Source organism: Streptococcus parasanguinis, assembly GCF_009717775.1.
GTDB classification, from domain to species: Bacteria; Bacillota; Bacilli; order Lactobacillales; family Streptococcaceae; genus Streptococcus; species Streptococcus parasanguinis_AG.
Window position 1 is genome coordinate 44,192 of record NZ_WMZF01000005.1, and the last position, 24,259, is coordinate 68,450.

23 protein-coding genes and 3 tRNA genes are annotated in these 24,259 nt (G+C 36.1%); 9 read left to right on the top strand and 17 right to left on the bottom strand.

Features of this window, described 5'->3' with window-relative positions:
* Positions 1-59 precede the first annotated feature (59 nt).
* Positions 60-602 (bottom strand): aggregation-promoting factor, encoded by a 543-nt coding sequence (apf, locus tag GMC92_RS07430; protein ID WP_049495766.1) that lies wholly within the window; start codon positions 600-602, stop codon positions 60-62.
* A 228-nt stretch (positions 603-830) separates the two neighbouring features.
* On the opposite strand from apf, the gene sdaAB reads away from it, so the two are divergent.
* From sdaAB to GMC92_RS07445, 3 genes are read left to right on the top strand one after another with little or no spacing between them, the layout of a single operon-like run.
* Entirely contained in the window at positions 831-1,502 is a 672-nt protein-coding gene (sdaAB, locus tag GMC92_RS07435) for an L-serine ammonia-lyase, iron-sulfur-dependent subunit beta (protein WP_031574774.1), read from the top strand.
* Between the two features lie 9 nt (positions 1,503-1,511).
* Positions 1,512-2,384 (top strand): L-serine ammonia-lyase, iron-sulfur-dependent, subunit alpha, encoded by an 873-nt coding sequence (gene sdaAA / locus GMC92_RS07440; RefSeq protein WP_155200084.1) that lies wholly within the window; start codon positions 1,512-1,514, stop codon positions 2,382-2,384.
* Between the two features lies 1 nt (position 2,385).
* Positions 2,386-3,015 (top strand): HAD hydrolase-like protein, encoded by a 630-nt coding sequence (locus GMC92_RS07445; RefSeq protein WP_155200085.1) that lies wholly within the window; start codon positions 2,386-2,388, stop codon positions 3,013-3,015.
* Between the two features lie 25 nt (positions 3,016-3,040).
* Here the strand turns inward: GMC92_RS07445 and GMC92_RS07450 are convergent, their stop codons facing one another.
* The 8 genes from GMC92_RS07450 to yfmF all read right to left on the bottom strand — a co-directional run bounded on the left by GMC92_RS07450 (position 3,041) and on the right by yfmF (position 9,826).
* Positions 3,041-3,691 carry a LysM peptidoglycan-binding domain-containing protein gene (locus GMC92_RS07450; protein WP_155200086.1) on the bottom strand — a complete coding sequence of 217 codons (651 nt, stop codon included), beginning with the start codon at positions 3,689-3,691 and terminating at the stop codon, positions 3,041-3,043.
* Between the two features lie 157 nt (positions 3,692-3,848).
* The gene (locus tag GMC92_RS07455; RefSeq protein WP_155200087.1) at positions 3,849-4,646 is read right to left on the bottom strand and encodes an energy-coupling factor transporter transmembrane component T family protein; all 798 of its coding nucleotides are present in this window, start codon (positions 4,644-4,646) and stop codon (positions 3,849-3,851) included.
* Positions 4,639-5,481 (bottom strand): energy-coupling factor transporter ATPase, encoded by an 843-nt coding sequence (locus GMC92_RS07460; protein WP_021154152.1) that lies wholly within the window; start codon positions 5,479-5,481, stop codon positions 4,639-4,641. The genes GMC92_RS07455 and GMC92_RS07460 overlap by 8 nt, the downstream gene beginning before the upstream one ends.
* Positions 5,466-6,290 carry an energy-coupling factor ABC transporter ATP-binding protein gene (locus tag GMC92_RS07465; RefSeq protein WP_150906760.1) on the bottom strand — a complete coding sequence of 275 codons (825 nt, stop codon included), beginning with the start codon at positions 6,288-6,290 and terminating at the stop codon, positions 5,466-5,468. The genes GMC92_RS07460 and GMC92_RS07465 overlap by 16 nt, the downstream gene beginning before the upstream one ends.
* A complete protein-coding gene (gene pgsA, locus GMC92_RS07470) occupies positions 6,291-6,830 on the bottom strand; it encodes a CDP-diacylglycerol--glycerol-3-phosphate 3-phosphatidyltransferase (protein WP_003009208.1) in 540 nt (179 codons plus the stop codon).
* Positions 6,831-6,861: 31 nt separating this feature from the next.
* On the bottom strand, positions 6,862-7,269 hold the full coding sequence (locus tag GMC92_RS07475; RefSeq protein ID WP_003009210.1) for a helix-turn-helix domain-containing protein: 408 nt from the start codon (positions 7,267-7,269) through the stop codon (positions 6,862-6,864).
* Between the two features lie 26 nt (positions 7,270-7,295).
* Positions 7,296-8,570 carry an EF-P 5-aminopentanol modification-associated protein YfmH gene (gene yfmH, locus GMC92_RS07480; protein WP_023919992.1) on the bottom strand — a complete coding sequence of 425 codons (1,275 nt, stop codon included), beginning with the start codon at positions 8,568-8,570 and terminating at the stop codon, positions 7,296-7,298.
* A gap of 8 nt (positions 8,571-8,578) precedes the next feature.
* Positions 8,579-9,826, bottom strand: coding sequence for an EF-P 5-aminopentanol modification-associated protein YfmF (gene yfmF / locus GMC92_RS07485; RefSeq protein WP_155200097.1), 1,248 nt, complete (start codon positions 9,824-9,826; stop codon positions 8,579-8,581).
* Between the two features lie 155 nt (positions 9,827-9,981).
* Here yfmF and yaaA point away from each other — a divergent pair, with 155 nt between their 5' ends.
* Positions 9,982-10,344, top strand: coding sequence for a S4 domain-containing protein YaaA (yaaA, locus tag GMC92_RS07490; RefSeq protein ID WP_155125169.1), 363 nt, complete (start codon positions 9,982-9,984; stop codon positions 10,342-10,344).
* On the top strand, positions 10,344-11,438 hold the full coding sequence (gene recF / locus GMC92_RS07495) for a DNA replication/repair protein RecF (protein WP_155200088.1): 1,095 nt from the start codon (positions 10,344-10,346) through the stop codon (positions 11,436-11,438). The genes yaaA and recF overlap by 1 nt, the downstream gene beginning before the upstream one ends.
* A 45-nt stretch (positions 11,439-11,483) precedes the next feature.
* On the opposite strand, the gene guaB is transcribed toward recF, so the two are convergent.
* Positions 11,484-12,965 carry an IMP dehydrogenase gene (gene guaB / locus GMC92_RS07500; protein ID WP_003009220.1) on the bottom strand — a complete coding sequence of 494 codons (1,482 nt, stop codon included), beginning with the start codon at positions 12,963-12,965 and terminating at the stop codon, positions 11,484-11,486.
* 142 nt (positions 12,966-13,107) lie between these two features.
* Positions 13,108-14,136, bottom strand: coding sequence for a tryptophan--tRNA ligase (gene trpS, locus GMC92_RS07505; protein ID WP_003002236.1), 1,029 nt, complete (start codon positions 14,134-14,136; stop codon positions 13,108-13,110).
* Positions 14,137-14,341: 205 nt separating this feature from the next.
* Here trpS and GMC92_RS07510 point away from each other — a divergent pair, with 205 nt between their 5' ends.
* Positions 14,342-15,967 (top strand): ATP-binding cassette domain-containing protein, encoded by a 1,626-nt coding sequence (locus GMC92_RS07510; protein WP_049486042.1) that lies wholly within the window; start codon positions 14,342-14,344, stop codon positions 15,965-15,967.
* Positions 15,968-16,016: 49 nt separating this feature from the next.
* The gene (locus GMC92_RS07515) at positions 16,017-18,584 is read left to right on the top strand and encodes a YfhO family protein (protein ID WP_155200089.1); all 2,568 of its coding nucleotides are present in this window, start codon (positions 16,017-16,019) and stop codon (positions 18,582-18,584) included.
* Between the two features lie 101 nt (positions 18,585-18,685).
* Here GMC92_RS07515 and GMC92_RS07520 read toward each other — a convergent pair.
* The 6 genes from GMC92_RS07520 to rlmH form a co-directional block, all read right to left on the bottom strand.
* Positions 18,686-18,759, bottom strand: a tRNA-Asn gene (locus tag GMC92_RS07520).
* An 8-nt stretch (positions 18,760-18,767) separates the two neighbouring features.
* Positions 18,768-18,839 (bottom strand) — tRNA-Glu (locus GMC92_RS07525).
* Between the two features lie 50 nt (positions 18,840-18,889).
* A complete protein-coding gene (locus GMC92_RS07530; protein ID WP_003009229.1) occupies positions 18,890-19,648 on the bottom strand; it encodes a response regulator transcription factor in 759 nt (252 codons plus the stop codon).
* Positions 19,645-20,985: a sensor histidine kinase gene (locus GMC92_RS10860; protein WP_338324047.1), complete on the bottom strand. Its 1,341-nt coding sequence runs from the start codon at positions 20,983-20,985 to the stop codon at positions 19,645-19,647. The genes GMC92_RS07530 and GMC92_RS10860 overlap by 4 nt, the downstream gene beginning before the upstream one ends.
* A gap of 349 nt (positions 20,986-21,334) precedes the next feature.
* Positions 21,335-21,408, bottom strand: a tRNA-Arg gene (locus GMC92_RS07545).
* A gap of 42 nt (positions 21,409-21,450) precedes the next feature.
* Entirely contained in the window at positions 21,451-21,930 is a 480-nt protein-coding gene (gene rlmH, locus GMC92_RS07550; RefSeq protein WP_003009233.1) for a 23S rRNA (pseudouridine(1915)-N(3))-methyltransferase RlmH, read from the bottom strand.
* 204 nt (positions 21,931-22,134) lie between these two features.
* Between rlmH and htrA the strand changes: the two genes are divergently transcribed.
* A complete protein-coding gene (gene htrA / locus GMC92_RS07555) occupies positions 22,135-23,316 on the top strand; it encodes a serine protease HtrA (RefSeq protein ID WP_155200090.1) in 1,182 nt (393 codons plus the stop codon).
* A 71-nt stretch (positions 23,317-23,387) separates the two neighbouring features.
* On the top strand, positions 23,388-24,149 hold the full coding sequence (locus tag GMC92_RS07560; RefSeq protein WP_070464819.1) for a ParB/RepB/Spo0J family partition protein: 762 nt from the start codon (positions 23,388-23,390) through the stop codon (positions 24,147-24,149).
* The last annotated feature ends 110 nt before the right edge of the window (positions 24,150-24,259 follow it).

Consider the following 24,259-nt stretch of genomic DNA (forward strand, 5'->3'; position numbering starts at 1 on the left):
GGGTTTACAAGTCTGTAAATTTAAAAAGAGTCCTATTCAAGAACTCTTTTTAAACGAATTTAATACCAGCCATTTGCCAACCAGAAATTTTTAGCTGCTGACCATGATCCATAACGGTTGACAACATATTGATTGGCTACTTTTTCTTGGTTTGCAGGTGATAAATCACCATTCAAATAAGTGATAGTTAATTGGTAACGGCCATAATATTGGCCATTTTGTGCTGTATAGCTACCACTTGACTCTTTCTGAGCAATCCATTCCTTAGCAGCCGCGTCTTCCGCACTCAAGCCATCTGAAGCAGAGACAGTAGTTGTTGCTTGTGTAGTATCAGTTTTACTAGCAGGAGCTTGCTCCGTAGTTTTCTGCGTTGTATTTGCATCTTCAATCTCAAGAACTTGACCAACTGAGATGAGATTCACGTTACTAATCTTATTTTTCTTAGCAATCGCATCAACCGTTGTGTTCCTCTCTTTAGCAACAGCAGATAAAGTATCACCTGATTTTACAGTATAAGAATCTGCATTCGCTACAATTGGAAGGAAAAGTCCTGCAAGTAAACTAAGTCCAATAATTTGTTTCATCATTTGTTTTTTATTCATTATTATGTACTCCTTTATTGGTATACCTCTATACTACACAAGAAATATTTCATATTTATTGAAATAATGTGTCAAATATTTCAGTCAGATGTTAGAAATACTAAAAATCCAGGATAATATAAATGCTTTAAGCCCCCTTTAAGATTTCTCAGATATTTCGGGAAAAATAGAAGAAATCATCAGCCATATCTGATATAATGAAGTAAAGTGATCACAAAGGAGCAGAGCATGAACTCTTTAAAATTCCAATCAGTTTTTGATATTATTGGACCTGTGATGATCGGCCCATCCAGTAGTCACACTGCAGGTGCTGTTCGAATTGGTAAAATTGTTTCTTCTATCTTTGGAGAGGAACCAAAAGAAGTTGAGTTCCAATTATTTAATTCCTTCGCCAAAACCTATCGTGGTCATGGAACAGATTTAGCCTTAGTAGCGGGCATCTTAGGAATGGACACAGATGATCCTAGAATCCCAGATAGTCTAAAAATTGCACATGAACGAGGCATTCGGATTGTTTGGTCTATTCAAAAAGAAAGCAATGCTCCTCACCCAAACACAACGACTATTACTGTTAAAAATGATCATAAAACGATTTCTGTCACTGGAATCTCAATTGGTGGTGGGAACATACAGGTTACTGAGTTAAATGGCTTTGCTATCTCGCTAAATATGAATACTCCAACCATTATCATTGTTCACCAGGACGTCCCTGGAATGATCGCTCATGTGACAGAAGCTCTTTCTCGCTACGATATTAACATTGCACAAATGAATGTAACACGGGAAAAAGCTGGAGAAAAAGCGATTATGATTATAGAAGTTGACTCAAGGAGTTGTGAATCAGCTATCGAAGATATCCGTCAAATTCCTCATCTTCATAATGTCAACTTTTTCAAATAAGGAGTTCGTATGTTTTATTCAATTGTAGACCTCGTAGAACAAGCAAGCACGCAATACGAAGGAAACGTCGCAGAGTTGATGATTGCAACTGAATTTGAACTAACTGGTCGTGAACGCGAAGAAGTCCTCCGATTAATGACCCGGAATTTAGAAGTGATGATTGATTCTGTAAGGTTAGGATTAAATGAAAATCACTCTCGTAGTGGATTAACTGGTGGAGATGCGACAAAATTAGATCGTTATATCAAATCAGGAAAAACGTTATCTGACTTGACCGTCTTAACCGCAGCGAAGAATGCTATTGCCGTCAACGAACACAATGCTAAAATGGGGCTGGTCTGTGCAACACCCACTGCAGGATCTGCTGGCTGTCTTCCTGCAGTTCTCACTGCGGCAACTCAAAAATTAGGGTTAAACCGTCAACAACAATTAGATTTTCTACTAACAGCTGGGGCTTTTGGGTTAGTGATCGCCAATAATGCTTCTATTTCAGGTGCAGAAGGTGGTTGTCAGGCAGAAGTCGGTTCTGCTTCAGCTATGAGCGCGGCTGCATTAACACTAGCTGCTGGGGGAACTCCTTATCAAGCGAGTCAAGCGGTCTGTTTTGTCATCAAAAACATGCTTGGGCTCATTTGTGATCCAGTAGCAGGACTCGTGGAAGTCCCATGTGTCAAACGAAACGCAATGGGAGCCAGCTATGCCTTCATTGCTGCTGATATGGCCTTAGCAGGCATTGAATCAAAAATACCTGTTGATGAAGTGATTGACGCCATGTACCAAGTTGGTTCCAGTCTTCCAACTGCCTTTAGAGAAACAGCTGAAGGAGGATTGGCAGCAACACCAACCGGTCGAAGATTACAAAAAGAGATATTTGGAGAATAACATGCAAGCCTTATTTTTTGACTTAGACGGAACATTAGTTGACAGTTCCAAGGGAATTACAGAGAGCTTTCAACATACATTCGATACCTTGAAGGTTCCTCAACCCGATCTTAAAACCATCCGAAGTTTTATGGGACCACCTTTGATTTCTAGTTTTGAAGCTACTCTTCCTGAAGCTTTGGTAGATCAAGCTGTAACTATTTATCGTCAGTATTACCATGAAAAAGGTCAATACAAATCAACTCTGTTTCCTCAGATCGTAGAAGCTTTGAAAGCATTACAAGACGAAAACATTCCCCTTTATGTAACAACTTCAAAACATGAACCAGTTGCTTTACAGATGTGTCAAGATTTAGGTCTCGCTAAATACTTTAAAGGGATTTATGGATCCAATTCAGATCGTATCCACAAAGCCGATGTCATTCGATACGCCTTGTCAATCAATGATCTTCGAAAAGAAGAAACAGTCATTATTGGAGACACAAAATTTGACCTCATTGGAGGTCAAGCAGTTGGCATAAAAACCATGGCAGTCACTTGGGGATTTGGAGATCTTGAAGAGCTACTTCTCTACTCACCAGATTTTATTTGTCACTCTCCACTTGACATTCTTGAGACATTAAAAAAATAGGTTTACAAATTGTAAACCTATTTTTTTAATAACCCCAAGCTGATAAACCTTGTGAGCTATATGCATTGTATGCTGCCTGGATTTGATCATCAACTGTTGCAGTTGAACCCCAACCTGGCATTGTTTGGAACAAACCACTGGCACCAGAAGCATTTGCTGCATTTACTTGACCATTTGATTCACGGGCAATGATTGCTTCCCAAGTAGAAGCAGGTACGCCAGTCATTTCAGCCATACGAGCAGCTGCATAAGATCCTTGTTCTCCAGCAGTATTCCCATTTGATAGAACAATTCCACCATTTGTTGATTGTGCAGAAGTCACTGCAGCATTTGCTGCATAAGTTGTTTGTTTTTGAGCAGTTTGTGCTGTTGCAGTTGCTGTAGTTGCACTTTCAGCAGGTTTTGCTTGCTCTTGTGGAGCAACTTTATCAATCATAGATTTTGAACGCTCACCTAACTCAATAATTTGTCCTGCATAGATCAAATCTTCATTGGTCAGATTGTTAGATGCAATAATATTTTCTACTGAAGTGTTATTTTCTAGTGCAATTTTTGATAGAGTATCTCCAGACTTCACTTCGTAAGTTTCAGCATTCACTGTAGCAATACCAGAAATGAAAAGTGATGCTGCTGAAAGTAGGGAAGTGACTGTCCATTGGAACTTTTTACTGTTCATGAATTCTATTCTCCTTTCGAACATAATTCTATCATACACACAAAATGTTACAGTTTATTGTAGAATATATTACAAATGTTACAAGAATATGTGAATTTAATGTAAAAAGCGCTTTGTATAGCGCTTTTTCCTTATTTTTAAACCAATACAACTAGCTCTATCCATTTTTTAGATAAAAAACTATCAACATGAGACACAGAATAACGAGCAATGCCAGGGTATCTTTTACTCCCCACTGCAGAGTCCGATAGCGTGTTCGTCCCTCACCGCCTTTGTACCCTCTCGCTTCCATCGCAACTGCTAATGCATCTGCGCGTTTAAAACTTGAGGCAAACAAAGGAATGAGAATCGGAATGAAGGAACGAATTCTTTTTAATAGATTTCCTTCACCAAAATCAACACCACGCGCCCTTTGCGCATTCATGATTCGATTCGTATCATCTACTAAGGTTGGAACAAAGCGCAAACTCATAGATAGCATTAAGCCAATCTCATGAGCCGGAACCTTAATAATTTTTAGTGGGGTAAGGATCTTTTCAACAGCATCTGCTAAACTCAATGGTGTCGTCGTCACGGTTAAAATCGTCGAATAAAAAATGATTAAAATAAATCTACAAAATATGATGGCGGCTTGCATCAATCCTTGGTCGGTTAATTTAAAAAACCACCATTGATACAAAATAGTTCCTTGAGAGGTCGCAAATAATTGAAAAATGGTTGTAAAAGCAATGATAAAAATCATTGATTTTAAACCTTTAATATAAAAACTAACCGAAATCCTCGTTAGATACATTAAAACAAAAATAAAACCAAAGAGAAGAACATTTGTCTGGATATTATTTGCCCAAAACAGAAGAAATATGAATAAAAACATTGAGAGCAACTTCCCACGAGGATCTAGTTGGTGGATAATGGAGTTTCCAGGAATATACCTTCCTAAAATCATATTATTCATGAAGTAACAGCTCCTTTAGTTCCTCAATTTTGATTGGTAGTCTGTCCAGAGGAAGTCCTCTTCGTTTCAATTGAAGAGCAAAATTCGTAATTTGTGGGACTCCTAATTGAAGTTTTTGTAAATACTCAACCTGTTGAAACACTTCCCTTGGGGATCCGTTTAGGACAAGTTTTCCCGCTTCTAAAGCAAATACGGTATCAGCAAAATTTGCTACATCATCCATCGTATGAGTTACCAGAACTAGGGTCATCCCATTTTTATGTAATGTCTCAAACAGCGCCATCAATTCCTTTCTTCCAGCAGGATCTAGCCCTGCTGTTGGCTCGTCCAATACTAAAATCTCTGGTTCGATAGCTAAAATACCCGCGATCGCAACCCGTCTCATCTGTCCACCAGATAGTTCAAATGGACTTTTATCATAGATAGACTCTTCTAAACCAACGATCGCTAATTTTTCTTTGGCTATTTCCTCCGCTTTATCCTTAGGTACTCCAAAATTTTGTGGTCCAAAGGCTACATCAGCTAGAACGGTTTCTGCAAACAGCTGACTTTCTGGAAATTGAAAAACCAAACCGACTTTTTTTCTCAGGTACTTCATTTCTTTTGGCTCAGAATGATTATCTAAAACAAAATCTTCAAATTGAATCGTTCCTTTAGTCGGACGCAGTAAACCATTTAGTAATTGCAACAAAGTAGACTTGCCACTACCAGTATGCCCGATGATGGCTGTATAAGATCCATCTTTTATTTCCAAACTAATATCAGAAAGCGCCTGCCCTTCAAAAGGACTTCCCTCTTGATAAGTATAATAGACATTCTTTAAAGAGATTCCCATAGTTGGTCTAATAACTCACTTTCTGTTAGATAGTCCTGCTTTAGCGGAAAATGCGAGCTGAGAGATTCTTGGACCTGCTTACTAAAAGGCTTATCTAATCCAATCTCATTGAGGTCATTTCTTGAAAACAATTCCCGCGGCGTCATAGAAGACTCTAGTTTTCCCTTTTGAAACACGAGTGTTCGATCACTTAAGGCAATTTCGGTTAAATCATGGGTAATGGAGATAATTGTTAATTGAAATTTTTTTTGAAGTTCTCTCATTACCGCCATTAGATCCTCTCTACCTTCTGGATCTAACATACTAGTTGCTTCATCAAGGATAATAATAGTTGGTCTCAAGGCGATAATACCTGCTATAGCCACCCGTTGCTTTTGACCACCTGACAAACGAGATGGTTCGCGATCTTTAAACTCCAGCATACCAACTTGCTCAATAGCCTTCTCCACACGTTGAAGCATTTCTTCCCGTGGAATTCCTTGATTTTCTAAACCAAAGGCAACATCATCTTCTACTGTCGCACCAACAAATTGGTTGTCAGGGTTCTGAAATACAATCCCAATTTTACTACGGATATCCCATATGGTTTCACGAGTCAGTTGTTTTCCATCAACGTAAATCTCACCAGACTCAGCTTCCAAAAGGCCATCAATCAGGCGTACAACTGTAGATTTCCCACTACCATTGTGTCCAACAATCGAAAGCCACTCTCCTTGTTTCACGTGAAACGAAACCGTGTCAATTTGATACTCTTCTACTGTTTTATCGTATCGAAAGGATACATTTTTTAGCTCAATCATCTGTTTCATTTATTTAAATGTGTCTTTAAAGAGATAGCTACTTCCCTTAAAGTAGTCGTAACCAGAATAAATTGTGAAAATCAATGCAATATAAAGCAACACTTGCCCTGGAAGTGTCCAATGGCAAAGCAAAAAGATAATGGCAAACATTTGGCTAAAGGTTTTAATTTTTCCTGGCATGGCTGCAGCAAGAACTGTACCACCTGTCTCAACAAGTAGAAGACGCAAACCAGTAACAGCTAACTCACGACAAATGATAACGGCTGCAATCCAAGCAGGAACCATTTTTAATTCAATCATCATGATAAAGGCTGACATGACCAATAATTTATCTGCCATTGGATCGGCAAATTTACCAAAATTACTCACTACATTCCATTTACGTGCAAGAAAGCCATCTAAATAATCTGTAATACTAGCAATTGCAAAAATAACTGCCGCTACAATATGTCCTAAGTAAGAGTGACTTAAACTTAAAATAGCAATAAAAATAGGAATCATTACAACCCGAATTAATGTCAATGCATTAGGAATATTTTCTTTTTTCATACTTCCTCCAAAAAATAAACTATCTTTACATCTATTTTACAGATGCTGTAAACTCATAAAAATATACGATATAAATCACAAAGCCAAGGATGGCAAAACTCACTAGTAGATAATACAGGATTGGTAACCAGCTCGCTTTCTGTCTTAATTTTCTTGAATGAAGCTCTTCGTCATCTACAAGTATTTCTTCATCAAATAACAATTCTTTTCCTTCACGAAAAGCTGTCAATAGGATGGACTCATCTAATCCCAAAGCCCATGCTAACTTTTTAAGATAGATCTGAGCGTAAAAGGGACTCGGTAATAGATCAAACTCATCGTTTTCCAACGCTTCTATATAAGGAATTTCAATGGCTGTCTTATTTGACACATCCTGTAAACTTAAGTGTAAATTTACTCTTGACAGTCTTAACACTTGACCAATCGTTCTCTTCTTCATGTTTTCCCTTCTTGATACATTGTTTACTACTTTTGAAAAATCATATAGTCTACCATCTCAGCCTGGTCGATGAACTGACGTCCTAATTTGATGATATCTTGTAAACTAATACCTTGTAAAATCTTTGGAAGATCATAAGAAGTGCTACCGTCTGAAAAATATTCAAGCTGAGTGGCACTATACTCAAGCGAATTTAAACCTTGTAAGAAATCACCAAACATTTCGCTTTTAATCGTATCCAAATGTTCCTGATTCACATCTGGATCCTTCTCAAATTGTTTGATCGCTGACCTAAATTGATGAGATAAGGACACCGGTTCTTGAGTATCCATTGTCAAAATAACGAAATGAAATAATTCCTCAACCTCGACTTCAAGTGTCAATGAGTTGTCAATCTTCCCAGATTCATATAAACTTTGAAACCGTTGCGAAGTCCAACCAAACATCATCGAAAACAGTAATTTCAACATCAATTTATAACGAAATTTTTCCTCTTCCTTAATGATATCATTTCCTCGAATTCCAATTGCCAACTTAGGAGTAGCAACTTCCATTCTACAAGATTGATTCAATCTTACTTCATTTTTTTCTACAGGAAAACGTTCTAACTCAACAGAAGAACGAGGAGAAGTCAGATCATATTTCTTTACTACTTGCAATACTTCATCAACATCAAAGTTTCCGATCACTAATAAGTGCATTTGAGAGGGATGATAGAATAGATCAAAGTTTTCACGGAGATTATCTATTGTAATACCAGAAATAGACTCCCTGGTTCCAGCAATATCATCTGCTAACGGTGTTCCAGGATATAAATTTTCTAAAGCACCAAAAAATAATCGATAGTCTGGACTATCTTGGTACATTCCAATTTCTTGTTGAATGATTTCTCTTTCCTTTGATACAGATTTTTCTGTAAAGGAAGCCTTTGAAACCATCTCCAATAACAATTGAATATTTTCAGGGACTTTTGAAGTTGTTGAGAAAAGATAACTTGTCTTTGTAAAGCTTGTAAAGGCATTACTTTCCGATCCTAAATGAACGAATTTTTTTAAATAATCTTGACCATTTTCATCTTCAAATACTTTGTGTTCTAGAAAATGAGCAATTCCTGCAGGATATTGCCTTTCATCACCATTCACTAGAATTCGTGTATCCACTGAGCCAAACTTAGTTGTTATTATTCCATAGGTTTCATAATAATCTTCTTTGGGAATTAAATGAATAGTCAACCCATTTGACAAGCGTGTAAAGTATACTTGCTCACCAACTGATTCATAATATTTTTCTTTAATTTTCAATCTTTACACTACTTTCCTTCCATAAAATAAACAGACTGTAAATTAATTGTTTTTGCCACTTCAATAATTTCTTCTCTACTAACCTTATCGATGGACTCTAACCACTCTTCTAAAGAAAGAACTTTCTTTCCTAGGATCGTTTTCAAATATTCCCTTTCAATTAAGGTATTTTGCCGATCCTGTGCTAATAAGGTCGTATTCACCAACATTTCTTTTGTCAATTGAAGCTCTGACTCTGTAAACTTGCCTCGTTTTAAATCATTCAACTGTCTCATAATCAAGGTCATTACTTTCGTACGAGATTCCTTATCAATGCCTGCAAAAACTCTCATAAAGCCTGTAAAAATATCAAAATGGCTAGAGATAGTATAAGCAAGACCTTCTTTCTCTCGAATAATTTGAAAAAGTCTCGAATGCGAGAAAGCTCCCAACATCCCATTTAATACAACTAGTGGGATATGGAGAGATTCTCCATACTGGGTAGAAAAATGGTAACCTAATTCTAAAATAGATTGTTGGTTTTGTTTTTGCTCTAACTTTTCTCTAACAACATTTGTAAAAGGTTGTTGATAGGTGACAGACAAATTGTTATCACGTGGTTTGAATTCAAACTGGTTCACTCGATCCAAAATAGCGACCTCATTAAAGTCACCTATGAAAAAGAAGTCAATGTTATCTAATTGGAGCATCTGATGAAACTGTTCAAGAGAACTTTGAGCTGTTTCTTGTCTCACTAAATCAACTTTCCCCAATCTTGACATCCCAATTGTTTCGTCTTCAAAAAACAGTTGATTCAATTGCCCATGTGCATAATAATAAGGCTCTTCAATTTCCGACTCCAAATCGGAAATTGTATTTTTCTTTTCAACGTCAAATGTATCACTGTCAAAGTGATCTTCTACTACCAAAGGTGAAAAGAAGATAGTTTCTATAATGTCCAAAACCTCATCAGTAAGAACATTTTTCTTGCTCAAAAAGTCATCGCGCACAAAGGAAATATTCAAATCAACATAATGAACACGACCCCTCTTAGAGACTGAGGTTGACAATTCTACCCCGTATAGACTCGCTAATTTTTCACGGAATAATTGTGAAGTTGGATATTTTTGATTTGCAGTTTCCATCATACAGGCTACTAAAACACGCGCAGCCACGGTATTTTCATCTAATGGCGATGAAAAACGGACCTTAATTTTATTGGTTTTAAATTTTTTTGATTGAAGAAAGTGAAGATTCACGCCCTTTACTAATTCCATTTTCATCCTCGTTCTACTCAATAGTAACTTTCATTATAACACGAAATCACACTAAAATCCTAATTCAAACTGTGAAAAAGCTCCTCAAATCACTCAACATTCTCTACCCTAGAAAAACTAAAAATATGGTATAATAACACGCAAAGAGGTGAACTATGAATTACAAATTATTTGATGATTTTATTACATTACAAGCAATCTTAAAAGAACTCGGTATTATACAGAGTGGTGGTGCAATCAAAGCCTTTCTTCAAGAAAAAGAAGTCTTTGTTAATGGTGAATCAGAACAACGGAGAGGCCGTAAACTTCGTGTCAATGATCAAATTGACATTCCTGAACTGAGCATAACTATCACCATTCTTGAACCTTCTCAAGAAGAAATAGAAGAGCATCTTAAAGACAAGGAAGAAAAGGAACGTGTTGCTAAACTTGTCAAGCAACTCAATCAACAACAAAAGAAACAACCGAAAAAGTCTAACAAAAAAGAAAAAGCGATTCGCTTTCCTGGTATCTCGTAATGTGGTTAAAACACTTATCCATTCAAAATTTTCGTAATTATCAAGAACTTGAAGTCGATTTTCATCCTGGATTAAATATTTTCTTAGGTCAAAATGCTCAAGGGAAGACCAATATTCTCGAATCAATTTATTTTCTGGCTTTAACTAGAAGTCATCGAACACGAAATGATAGAGATCTTATCTATTTTGAATCCACTGATTTTAAAGTTTCTGGTCAATTACAAAGGGAAACTGGCCCACTTCCATTAGAAATTTCCTTGACACCAAAAGGTCGGATAACTAAGGTAAATCATTTAAAACAAGCTAAATTATCGAACTATATTGGCCATATGAATGTTGTACTTTTCGCACCCGAAGATTTGCAACTGATCAAAGGATCACCTGCAGGACGTCGAAAGTTTATTGACATTGAATTAGGTCAGATGAAACCTATCTACTTATCGGACTTATCTCAATACAACCATGTTCTCAAACAAAGAAATAGTTACCTAAAAAATTCAGAAAAAATTGATGCTACATTTTTGGAGGTCTTAGATTCACAACTAGCTAGTTTTGGAAGTCGCGTCATTCATCATCGACTTGATTTTATAAAAAAATTAGAAGCTAAAGCAAATGAAAAACACACTCGACTTTCTAACAACAAAGAAGACCTATCAATTCAATATCAGTCAACTGTTTTTTCTGAAGAAGGAAATGATATAGAGGAGCAGTTTCTCTATATGTTGGAAAAAAATCGTCAGAAGGATATTTTTCGGAAAACAACAAGTATTGGACCTCACAGGGATGACTTGGCATTTTTTATCAATAATATGAATGCTACCTTTGGCAGTCAAGGTCAGCATCGAAGTGTTGTTCTTTCTCTAAAATTAGCAGAAATCGAATTGATGGAAGAAATCACAAGAGAAAAGCCTATTTTATTACTTGACGATGTCATGAGCGAACTTGACAATTATCGTCAACTTCAACTACTTGAAACTATCTCTAATAATATTCAAACATTTATTACAACGACCACTCTTGATCATTTAAAAGAACTGCCTGAAGAGTTGAAAATTTTCACTGTTCAAGCCGGTCATATCAAAACAGCATCTTGACAATACTGTCAAGATGCTGTTGTTTTTATTTACAAATGTGTAAATTTATTGTGCCGAGTAGTTAGGAGCCTCGTTTGTAATTTGCACATCATGAGGATGGCTTTCTTTCAATCCGGCGCCACTCATTTCGACAAATTGTGCATGATCATGTAAATCTTGAATGGTTGCTGCACCAACATAACCCATACCTGAACGAATACCACCGATCATTTGGAAGACCATATCTGCTACAGAACCTTTATAAGCAACGCGTCCTTCAATTCCTTCAGGGACTAATTTATTGGCTTCATTGACAGATCCTTGGAAGTAACGGTCGCTAGAACCTTTCTTCATTGCTGCAATAGATCCCATACCACGGTATGTTTTAAACTTACGACCTTGGAAGATTTCTGTTTCACCTGGTGCTTCATCTGTACCTGCAAGCATTGAACCAAGCATTACTGCATTTCCACCAGCTGCGAGTGCTTTGACAATATCTCCTGAATACTTGATACCACCATCAGCAATGATCGTTTTTCCATATTCACGAGCTACAGCGGCTGCGTCATAAATAGCAGTCACTTGAGGAACACCAACCCCTGCAACAACACGAGTTGTACAGATTGATCCTGGACCAATTCCGACCTTAACTACGTCTACCCCTGCATCAAATAATGCACGAGCACCTTCAGCGGTTGCAATATTTCCTGCAATCAAGGTACGATCTGGGAAGTGGGCACGAATTTCTGCAATCTTACGAAGAACACCTGCAGAATGTCCATGAGCTGTATCGATGACAATAGCATCTGCACCAGCTTCAAAAAGAGCTTCTGCACGTTCAAAAGTATCTGAAGTAACCCCTACGGCACCAGCCACAAGCAAACGACCAAATTCATCCTTAGCCGCATTTGGGAACTCAATAACTTTTTCAATATCTTTGATTGTAATCAAGCCAGAAAGACGACCATTTTCATCTACCAATGGTAATTTTTCAATACGGTGCTCTTGTAGAATGCGTTCAGCTGTTTCCAAATCAGTTCCAACCGGTGCAGTCACCAAATTTTCACTCGTCATATGATTTGAAATGGGTTGATTGTAATCAGAAATAAAACGCAAATCCCGGTTTGTAAGGATACCAACTAATTTACGATTTTCAAGTGTTTCAACAACAGGAACACCACTGATTCGATATCGTCCCATCAACTCATCTGCTTCTGCAATTGTATGAGACGGAGTCAAATAGAACGGATCAATGATAACTCCATTTTCAGAGCGTTTTACTTTGCGTACTTCATCTGCCTGTTGCTCAATTGACATGTTTTTATGGATAACACCAAGTCCACCAGCACGTGCCATTGCAATTGCCATTTGACTTTCAGTCACTGTGTCCATGGCAGCAGTAATGATTGGGATATTCAAGCGTAAATTACTTGCTAATTGTGTACTTAAATCTGCATCATTAGGCAATACGTGACTTTCTGCTGGAATCAAAAGCACGTCATCGAATGTAAACCCTTTTTTTAAAAACTTTGTGTCCCAATTAGACATTAGCTGGATCCTCTTTTCTTTTTATTTGAGCAAGGCTCGAATTTTTATTGTTAATATCATACCATTCTATGGCAATTTGTCAATCATTTATTGGTAAATTATCAATGAACAGTAAGAAATGTTCGCTTTTAATGAAGTCGTTTTATTTTTTAAAATAGGTAATTCCCATTGCTGATTTTACTTCATCCAATGTTTGAGCAGCTACATTTCGAGCACGCTCACTTCCTTTTTCAAGAATAGAGTAGACCTCACCCATATCCTTTGCAAACTCAAGTCGTCTTTCACGAATCGGTCTTAATTCACGATCTAAAATTTCTAAAAGATATCGTTTGGTCTTTACATCACCAAGTCCACCACGTTGATAATGTTCTTTCATTTCTGCAATTTCAGCTGCATCTTCTGGACGGCCAAATACATCCAGGTAATGAAATACCATATTGCCTTCGATTTTTCCTGGATCCTCTACTTTAATATGATCAGGATCAGTATACATACTCATCACTTTTTTCTTTAAAGTATCTGCATCATCAGCTAGGTAAATGCCATTATTCAACGATTTAGACATTTTAGCATTTCCATCTAAACCAGGTAAGCGACCAGCTGCTTCATTTTCAGGATAAATCCCTTCCGGTTCCACCAAAGTATCTGTATTATAAGCATGATTAAAGGAACGAACAATCTCACGAGTTTGTTCAATCATTGGCTTTTGATCATTTCCTACTGGAACAAAATTCGCTTTAAATGCTGTGATATCGGCTGCTTGTGAAATAGGGTATACCAAAAATCCTGTTGGAATACTCTCACCAAAACCTTTTTGAGAAATCTCGGTTTTTACAGTTGGGTTTCTTTCAAGTCGCGCCAAAGATACTAGATTCATGTAATACATGGTCAATTCCGCTAATTCAGGAATCTGACTTTGAATGAAAATCGTAACTTTTTCAGGATCTAGTCCAGCTGCCAGATAATCCAAAGCAACATTTCCAATAGACTCCACAATCGTTTTTGGATCTTTTGCATGATCCGTCAAAGCTTGCTGGTCTGCCAAAAAAACAAACATATTATATTCGTCTTTATTCTGTAGCAAGACGCGATTTTTTAAAGAACCAACATAGTGGCCAATGTGGAGTTTTCCTGTTGGTCTATCTCCTGTCAAAATGATGGGTTTTGTCATACTCTTCTCCTTAATCGTTATCCCTATCATTATAGCACTTTCTAGTTGAAAATGTTAGTCTATCCTCTATGTTTGCACCGAATTAATACTTTACTACAATGTAAACTTCGTTTACACATTTGTAAAAATAAATTGACAGTAAAAAAGTTGAATTTTCCCCTATTTTCTAGTAAAATGAAGACATTATAGAAAGAGGAGAAAATCATTGCTTACAGTATCAGACGTCTCACTACGTTTTAGTGATCGAAAATTGTTTGACGATGTCAATATCAACTTTACAGAAGGAAATACATACGGTCTCATCGGTGCCAACGGTGCTGGAAAGTCAACCTTTTTAAAAATTTTAGCTGGAGATATTGAACCAACAACTGGTCATATTTCTCTTGGCCCTGATGAACGTTTATCCGTTTTGCGTCAAAATCACTTTGACTATGAAGACGAGCGAGTCATCGATGTTGTCATTATGGGAAATGAAAAGCTCTACAACATTATGAAAGAGAAAGATGCTATCTACATGAAAGAAGATTTCTCTGATGAAGATGGCGTCCGTGCAGCTGAACTTGAAGGTGAATTTGCCGAACTCGGTGGATGGGAAGCAGAAAGCGAAGCATCTCAATTGCTTCAAAATCTAAATATTTCAGAAGACCTTCATTATCAAACTATGAGCGAGTTAGCCAATGGGGATAAAGTAAAAGTTCTCTTAGCTAAAGCCCTTTTTGGTAAACCAGATGTCCTTCTTTTGGACGAGCCGACCAATGGATTGGATATTCAATCCATTACCTGGTTAGAAGATTTTCTGATTGATTTTGAAAATACGGTTATTGTTGTATCCCATGACCGCCACTTTTTGAACAAAGTCTGCACCCATATGGCGGATCTCGACTTTGGAAAAATTAAACTTTACGTCGGAAACTATGATTTCTGGAAAGAATCTTCTGAACTTGCAGCAAAATTACAAGCAGATAGAAACGCAAAAGCTGAAGAAAAAATTAAACAATTACAAGAGTTTGTCGCACGTTTCTCAGCCAACGCTTCAAAATCAAAACAAGCAACTTCGCGTAAAAAAATGCTTGACAAGATTGAACTTGAAGAAATTGTTCCATCTAGTCGGAAGTACCCATTTATCAACTTTAAGGCAGAACGAGAAATTGGTAACGATCTCTTGACAGTTGAAAATCTTTCTGTCAAGATTGATGGAGAAACCATCCTTGACAATATCAGCTTTATCTTACGTCCTGGTGACAAAACCGCGCTTATCGGACAGAACGATATTCAAACAACCGCTTTAATCCGTGCATTGATGGATGATATTGAATATGAAGGAACTGTCAAGTGGGGAGTTACAACTAGTCGATCATATCTACCAAAAGACAACAGTCGTGATTTTGCAGGTGGTGAAAGTATTCTTGATTGGCTTCGTCAATTTGCAAGTAAAGAAGAAGATGACAATACTTTCCTTCGTGGTTTCTTAGGACGTATGCTCTTTTCGGGTGACGAAGTTAACAAGTCTGTCAACGTCTTGTCAGGGGGAGAAAAAGTTCGTGTCATGTTGTCTAAATTGATGCTCCTCAAGTCAAATGTTCTTGTACTGGATGATCCAACCAATCACTTGGATTTGGAGTCTATTTCAAGTTTGAATGATGGATTGAAGAATTTTAAAGAATCGATTATCTTTGCAAGCCATGACCACGAATTCATTCAAACACTCGCCAACCATATTATCGTTCTTTCAAAAAACGGCGTAATCGATCGTATTGATGAAACCTATGATGAGTTTCTTGAAAATGAAGAAGTTCAAGCAAAAGTGAAAGAACTTTGGAGTCAATCATAAAAATAAAGAGCCCTGAAATAATGATTTCAGGCTCTTTCAGTAGAAATATATGAATAAAACAAAGCTAAAAACATCCCTTTTTATAGTATCTTCTTTCCTGATTCCAGCTATCATGATGTTCTTTATTTACCTCTCGCAAGGAATCTACTGGAACAGTGATACATCCCCCTTATTAGGAGATGGTTATCATCAGTATGTCATTTTTGATACCACACTTCGAAATATTTTACACGGGACAGATAGCCTATTTTACAGTTTTCAAAGTGGACTAGGCATTAATTTCTATGCACTCAGTAGCTATTATCTAGGAAGTTTCTTTTCTCCTCTTGTCTTCTTCTTTAATGCACAATCCATGCCGAATGCTGTTTACCTCATCACTCTTCTTAAATTTGGAGCTATTGGGTTAAGCACTTATATTAGTTTACATGGAATGTTTTCTAAAATTCCTAGATCCCTGGTTCTTACCCTTTCAACCTCATTTGCTCTTATGAGCTTTGCTATCAGCCAAATTGAAATCAAAACTTGGCTTGATGTTTTTATCCTAGCACCATTAATTCTTTATGGATTCAAAAAACTCATTTACAATGAGGGAGAGATTCTCTACTTTATCAGCTTAACCAGCTTGTTTATCCAAAATTATTATTTTGGGTTTATGATGTCTATTTTTCTTATTTTATGGTACTTGACACAACTGTCATGGGACATCAAAGGAATTGGAAAACGCTTCTTTCATTTTGTGATTGTATCTCTTTTATCAGTTATAACAAGCCTTGTGATGTTATATCCAACCTTCTTAGATTTACGCACTCATGGAGAAAGTTTTTCAAAGGTTGACAGTATCTTTACAGAAAAAAGTTGGTATCTTGACGTATTTGCAAAAAATTTCATTGGAAGTTTTGACACTACTAAATATGGATCAATTCCAATGATCTACGTGGGATTATTTCCACTTCTTTTAGCGATTACCTTTTTCTTTGTAAAGTCGATCAAGTTTCACGTGAAACTTTCTTACTTTATACTCTTGACCATTCTTATTTTGAGTTTTCGTTTTCAATTATTAGATCTCCTTTGGCAAGGTATGCACGCGCCAAATATGTTTCTTCATCGATACTCTTGGATCTTTTCTTTGACGATTATTCTGATGGCAGGAGAAGTACTAAATAGAATAGAGGAGATCACTTGGATTCGTTTTAGTCTTGCTAATTTCCTCCTTATTCTAGGATTTGGAGCAACTGTCCTTTACAGCAGTCACTATAAATTTTTAGATGCTGTCAATTTCATTGTTACTTTTGAATTTTTAATTGCTTTCTATTTGGTCTGTTTAGGATTTATCCTAAAAAAGATACCGCCTAGACTTTTCTATCTTTCGATCCTGTTTTTCTCCATCTTTGAATTATCGGTAAATAGTTATTATCAAATGGAAGGAATTGCGAATGAATGGGTCTTTGCTTCTCGGTCATCCTACGAACGAGACTTAAAAGCCATCCAATCCTTAGTAAGAGAGAAGACAGACTCTAATTATCGGACTGAGATTCTACATCCACAAACGGGCAATGATAGCATGAAGTATGGTTATAATGGAATTTCTCAATTTTCATCTGTACGAAATACGGATGCTAGCTCGACATTGGACAAACTTGGATTTAAATCTGAAGGAACCAACCTCAATCTTCGATACCAAAACAATTCTATTTTAATGGATAGTCTATTTGGTGTTCGCTATAATTTAAGCCAACAACCTGTTCAAAAATTTGGATTTAAAGAGATTGCAACCAAAAGTGGAGTCTCACTTTCAGAAAACGAATATGCCTTACCAATCGCCTTTCTGTCAGCAAAACCTTATAAAAATACTTCCTTTACGAATTTGACACTGGATAATCAGACACGATTCATCCATCAAATCACAGATGAAAAATATAAATTTTATAAGAAATTAAATATTCTCTCGCCTACTTCACAAAATACTACATCTTCGTTGCAAACTGCAAAAATTGAAGAAGATAGTCATCTATCCTACGCAAGTATTCAATATGAAGTAACGGTTCCTGCCCATAGCCAACTATATGTCAATGTTCCAAATTTACAATTTTCAAACGATGATCGGAAAGATATTGAAATCAGCTACAATGGACAGACCCAACGCTATACCATTGATAATACCTTTCCATTCTTTTCAATTGGCCATTTTGACACAGAAGAAACAGTTACTATTCGTATGAGTTTTCCAGAAAATTCGACAGTCTCCTTTGATACACCAGAATTTTTTGCTCTGGATCTTGACCAATACACGCAAGCTATCGCTAGCATTCGTCAGCAAGAAGTTGCTATTCACAAAAAGAAAAACAAATTGGTAGCAGCCTATAACGCAAATAGAGACACTACCCTTATTTTTACACTCCCTTATGATAAAGGCTGGTCAGCTAAACAAAATGGAAAGCCTATCCAAATTCATCGCATCCAGAAAGGATTGATGGGAGTTCGTGTTTCAAAAGGATCCGGAACAGTCACCTTAACATTTGTTCCCCAAGGCTTCATTGAAGGACTCATTGCCTTTTTCGTTGGAATCATTCTCTTTTTCCTCTACGAATGGAGACAAATAAAAAGACGAAAAAGTTAAGGAATCTAACCATCGGTTCACTTATAAATAAAAGGCTAGGATAGTCATTATCCTAGCCTTTTTCAAAACAAAAAAAAACACCCAAATGGGTGCTATACTAGCTCCGCCAGTAGGACTCGAACCTACGACATCATGATTAACAGTCATGCGCTACTACCAACTGAGCTATGGCGGAATGAGATATAGTCCGTACGGGATTCGAACCCGTGTTACCGCCGTGAAAAGGCGGTGTCTTAACCCCTTGACCAACGGACCATATATTCATTAACAGAACATATCCCATTATATCAAAATTTAACTAATTGTCAAGCACTAAATTCTAAATTTTGCTCTTCAATTAATTTTTTGGCACGTTTGATATTGCTTCTTGAGATTGGACAAGAATAGCCTTCTTTCAACAGTAGCTGTTTCTTTTTCTTATCCATTCCAATGATCATACTTCTATTCACGATGAAAGATTGATGGGGACTGAAATATCTCTCCTCCACATCTTTCTCCAAGACATCTGATAAACTTCCCGCAATTTCTTTTTGAAAATTTTTCCCAACTAAGTTTAATTTATAAGCCGAACCAACAGTTTCAATATAAAGAATATCCTTAAATGGAATTTTTATCTTTTTATCCTTAAAGTCATACTCAAAATAATCTGTCAAATCATCATTTCCAATTTGAATAGTTGTTAGGTACTCAATACACTCCTTGATTTTTAATCTAAATAAATCTTCATTCAAATTTTTATCAATAAAATCTAAGGCAGATACTTTATAACGATAGGTAATCGAAGCGAATTCTGATTTTGTAGTAATAAAAACAATAATGGCATAAGGATTTGCTTCTCGTATTTTTTGAGCAATTTCCAGCCCACAATACTCATTGTCTTGGATATGAATATCTAGAAAATATAATTGGTGGATATCCGAATGCTGGATATAATTTTCAAATTCCGAAATTTTACCGGTAGAAATCACTTCAAGTTTAATTTCTAATTCCTTAGCAATTTCTGCAATGTGTTTTTCTACCCGTATCTGTTGAGAGAGCTCATCTTCTAATAAAAAAATCTTCATTCTTGTTCGTATCCTCCAATCTTCAAAACTTGTAAAAAACGATTTCCTTGCAATTCCGTTTCTAAAAACATCGTTCCATAATTTGCTAAGATTTTTCTCACATTATTTAATCCTAGTCCTCTATTTGCTCCTTTTGTCGAATAGCCTTCTTCATATATTTTTCTAATATCAAAAGTGATTTCATTTGTTGTATTATGAATCACTAAGTAAACAATTTTTGAAATAGAGAAAATAGCAATATGAACTTTCTTTTCTTCTGCTTCTTTTGAAGCTTCCAAAGCGTTTGTCACCAGAATCCCAACGATTCTCACGATATCTAATAAATCAACTGGTAGTTGCTCGATTGGTTCACTCGTTTCAAAGGTCATTTCTACCCCAGCATCTCTTGCATCCAACCAGCCTCGAATCAAAATACTTCGTAAAGCAGAATCTTTGATATTGACCAAGTTGAATCCTGATAATGCTTCTGTATTGATCTCTTTATAACCTTTTTCCAATACTTCTCTATGGATTCTCTGTATTTCTGGAATATTTTCTTCCTCAATGGCTAACGACATAGAAATAACTAAATTTCCCAAATCATGACGAAATCCCCTGACAATAGAATAGAGACTTTGAATTTCAGCCATATACCGACTCATTTGTTGCTCAGAAAATTCTTTATACTCCAGTTCTAAATTTTTACGATACTGATCTCGCTCGATTTTCATATGGAATAAGCTGACTACAAAAGAGAAAAAACAAATCGTCGCCAACATACTCCCAAAATTTTTATATTGCGCTTGTTCACTAATCCATAAAGCAAAATTAATCACTACAAATATAGCAAAATAGACACAGATGAGTCTCTTTAAATATTTTTCAAATTCTTTCTCATAAAAAGGAGTGAAATCAAATTCAAATAGGTCAATTAACTTCAAAATGATTCCTAAAGAAAGCAAACGAATACACATATTGTAGACAATCGAGTAAGCTGCTACAACAGCATCCCCCAATACTGAAGAGACAATTATCGTCAGAAAAGTTGCTGTTCCTTCAACCGCTAAATAAGTAAAAAAAGAATAAAAAATGGCGCACAAGCGATTCGTCCGATTGGCATAATGATAATAAGGATATAAATAAACCGGCCATAAGAGCATATTTAAATCAGAGAGTCGAATATTTGAAAATAAAGTCACATCTAAAAATACTAAGAGACTTTCAAAAAGAAGAACAAAGGTGCTCAGCAGAAAGATAAATGCAAATTGATGTTCCTGATAGATTTTTTCGTCCACTAATGCAAACGTCAGAACAATGATCCCTCCCAAGAGAAAAGACAAGATTAATGACTGAATCACACAAACTCTCCCACTTTGTTTTTTCTATTTTATTATACTCTAGTATTATTATAAAAAAATAAAATTTTATATACAAAAAATTATAATATAAAATAGCCTAAAATTAAAGGGAATAGGTAAAATTGTAATGTTTTTAATGTTTTTGTTACATGAATGAAAACTATTTTACACAATTTATATAATCTACACTTTGCACTATATAGGGATTGTTAGTTCTTTTTTTAAATATTCCTAATAAATCATTTCATTACTATTTGTCTATAGTGAAGTATACAAAAATTAATAGATAATAAAAATTTATACATTTTTACATAAAAGAAAAGATGCAGCAAAAGCTGCATCTTTCATTTGATCCCAGCAGGATTCGAACCTGCGACCGTTCGCTTAGAAGGCGAATGCTCTATCCAGCTGAGCTATGAGACCGAACTTACTTCATTTTAGCAGAAAAAGGAAGGAGCGTCAAGGTTATTTATGGTAAGGACTCCCCTGTTGAATCATGAAAGCACGATAGATTTGTTCCACCAACACTAATTTCATCAACTGATGAGGAAGAGTTAATTGACCAAAGCTCATTAATAGATTTCCTCTTTTTTTCACTTCAGGAGACAGACCAAGACTGCCTCCAATAACAAAAGTAAGGTTTGAATAACCAGATGTCATAATCTGGTCAATCGTTTGACTAAATTTCTCTGAAGGAAATTGTTTTCCTTCGATGGCTAATACAATCACATATTCCTTATCTGAAATCTTAGAGAGAATTCGTTCCCCCTCTTTTTCAAGGATTTGTTGATTTTCGAGTTGACTGGCACGATCTGGAGTTTTTTCATCAACTAACTCAACCTGTTCTACTTTTGCAAATCGACCAAGCCTTTTAATATACTCCGCGATCCCATCTTTTAAGTATTTTTCTTTTAATTTTCCAACGGTTATCAATTTAATTTTCATTCCCCTATTGTAGCATAATTCTTCAATTCCACAAATAATCCACAGCTATAGAAAGGAAATCTATTCTATAAAGTCCTTTTTAAAGCCATTTCTCAACTAAATTCTACAAGTTATCCACAATTTGTGGATAACTTTAGTTATTTAAGATATAATTAAGAAAGTTTTTCTATACTTTAGACAATTTGATATCCTTAGGAGGAAAATATGAAATCTTCATCTAATTTACTGAAAAAACTCGGAAACATAACCCTCATTTTCGTTGTAGGTTTTCTAGGTGGGATTCTTGGAACCTTTTTAACCTTACAAACCTCTCATTCTTCTACTTCAAATACTGAAAGTAAGCAAGTACACTCAACCACTGTTAAAACAGCTTATAAAAATACAACCTCAACTAGTGAGGCCGTAGACAAGGTGAAAAATGCTGTGGTTTCTGTGATTACTTATTCTGATTCTTCGAATCAAGGGCTATTTGAAAAAGAAGAAAACTCTGACTCACAAATTTCTAGTGAAGGTTCTGGGATCATTTATAAAAAAGAAGGAAAATATGCCTACCTTGTTACCAATACCCATGTGATCAATGGTGCTAAAAAAGTAGATATTCTTTTAGCAGATGGGAATAAAGTCCCCGGAGAAGTAGTTGGGTCAGATGTCTATTCTGATATTGCAGTCGTTCGCATTAGTGCAGATAAAGCAAAGGCAGTAGCTGAATTCGGAGATTCAAACCAATTAACGGTCGGTGAGACTGCAATTGCAATTGGTAGCCCTCTTGGAACAGATTATGCTAATTCTGTTACCCAAGGGATTATTTCCAGCCAAGGCCGCAATGTGAAATTGAAAGCCGATAATGGACAAAATATCTCTACACGCGCCTTACAAACAGACGCAGCCATCAACCCAGGAAACTCTGGAGGTCCATTAATCAATATTCAAGGACAAGTCATCGGGATTACCTCAAGTAAAATTTCAAATAACGGACAAACTTCAGTAGAAGGAATGGGATTTGCAATTCCTGCAAATGATGTTGTCAATATTATCAAGCAGCTAGAAGAAAAAGGAAAAGTAGTTCGACCAGCTCTTGGAATCCAAATGATGGATTTATCCAACCTTTCAACTTCTGATTTAAGCCAATTAAAACTTCCTGAAAAAATCTCTGGAGGAGTACTGGTTCGTTCAACACTTGAAAATATGCCTGCTTCAGATAAATTGCAACGTTATGATGTCATCACAAAGATCGATGATACAGATATCGAGTCAACGGCAGATTTACAATCCGCCCTCTATTCTCACCAAATCAATGATACGATCAAGGTCACATTCTATCGTGATGGAAAACAACAAACAACTTCTATCAAGTTGACAAAATCAACTGAGGATCTGAGCGATTAACTTTCACTTTCTTGACATACTTGTAAACACACCTTTACGAATTTGTAAAGGTGTGTTATTCTATTCATAAGATGGAAAAATTAGAAAAAATAGCGGTAAAGGACATTCGAACCAATCCTTTCCAACCAAGAAAAGTATTTGATCAAGAAAAATTAGAAGAACTGGCTCAGTCAATCAAAGAAAATGGCTTAATTCAACCCATTATTGTCAGAAAATCTCCAATAATTGGTTTTGAATTGCTTGCAGGTGAAAGACGTTTTAGAGCTTCAAAAATTGCTGGATTAGAGCTTGTTCCTGCGATTATTAAAGAGTTAACGGATCAAGAAATGATGCGACAAGCCATTATTGAAAATCTTCAACGAGAAGATCTCAATCCAATTGAAGAAGCTATCTCCTACCAGAAGCTCGTTGATCATGGCTATAAGCACGACCAAATCGCTCAATTTATGGGGAAATCTAGACCCTATATCAGCAATATGCTTCGCTTGTTACATCTAGCCCCCTCTGTTCAAGAAGCAGTCATTCAAAATGATATTTCTTCGGCTCACGCGCGTGTTCTTGTTCCTCTTGATGAAGAAGAGCAGCGCTTTTGGTTGGAGCGAATCAAACAGGATCATTTAAATGTTCGAACATTAGAAAACAAGATTAGTTCAAAAAGAAAACAGAAAAAACAAAAAGCAAAAGAGAGCTTCCTACTAGAAGAGGAACAACGATTGAAAAAAATATTAGGAACAGATGTGACGATACACTCCTCTTCTCAAAATAAAGGAACTATCCAAATTTCTTTTTCCAGTCTTGATGAATACCAACGAATTATCAACAGCCTTAAATAAGGCTGTTATTTTTATTTTTTGTATTGACAAGCTTTTCCACCATAAAAATCTTTTGTAAATAGCAGAAAAATAAGGATATTCTCTAGTTATCCCCACTTTGTGGATAACTT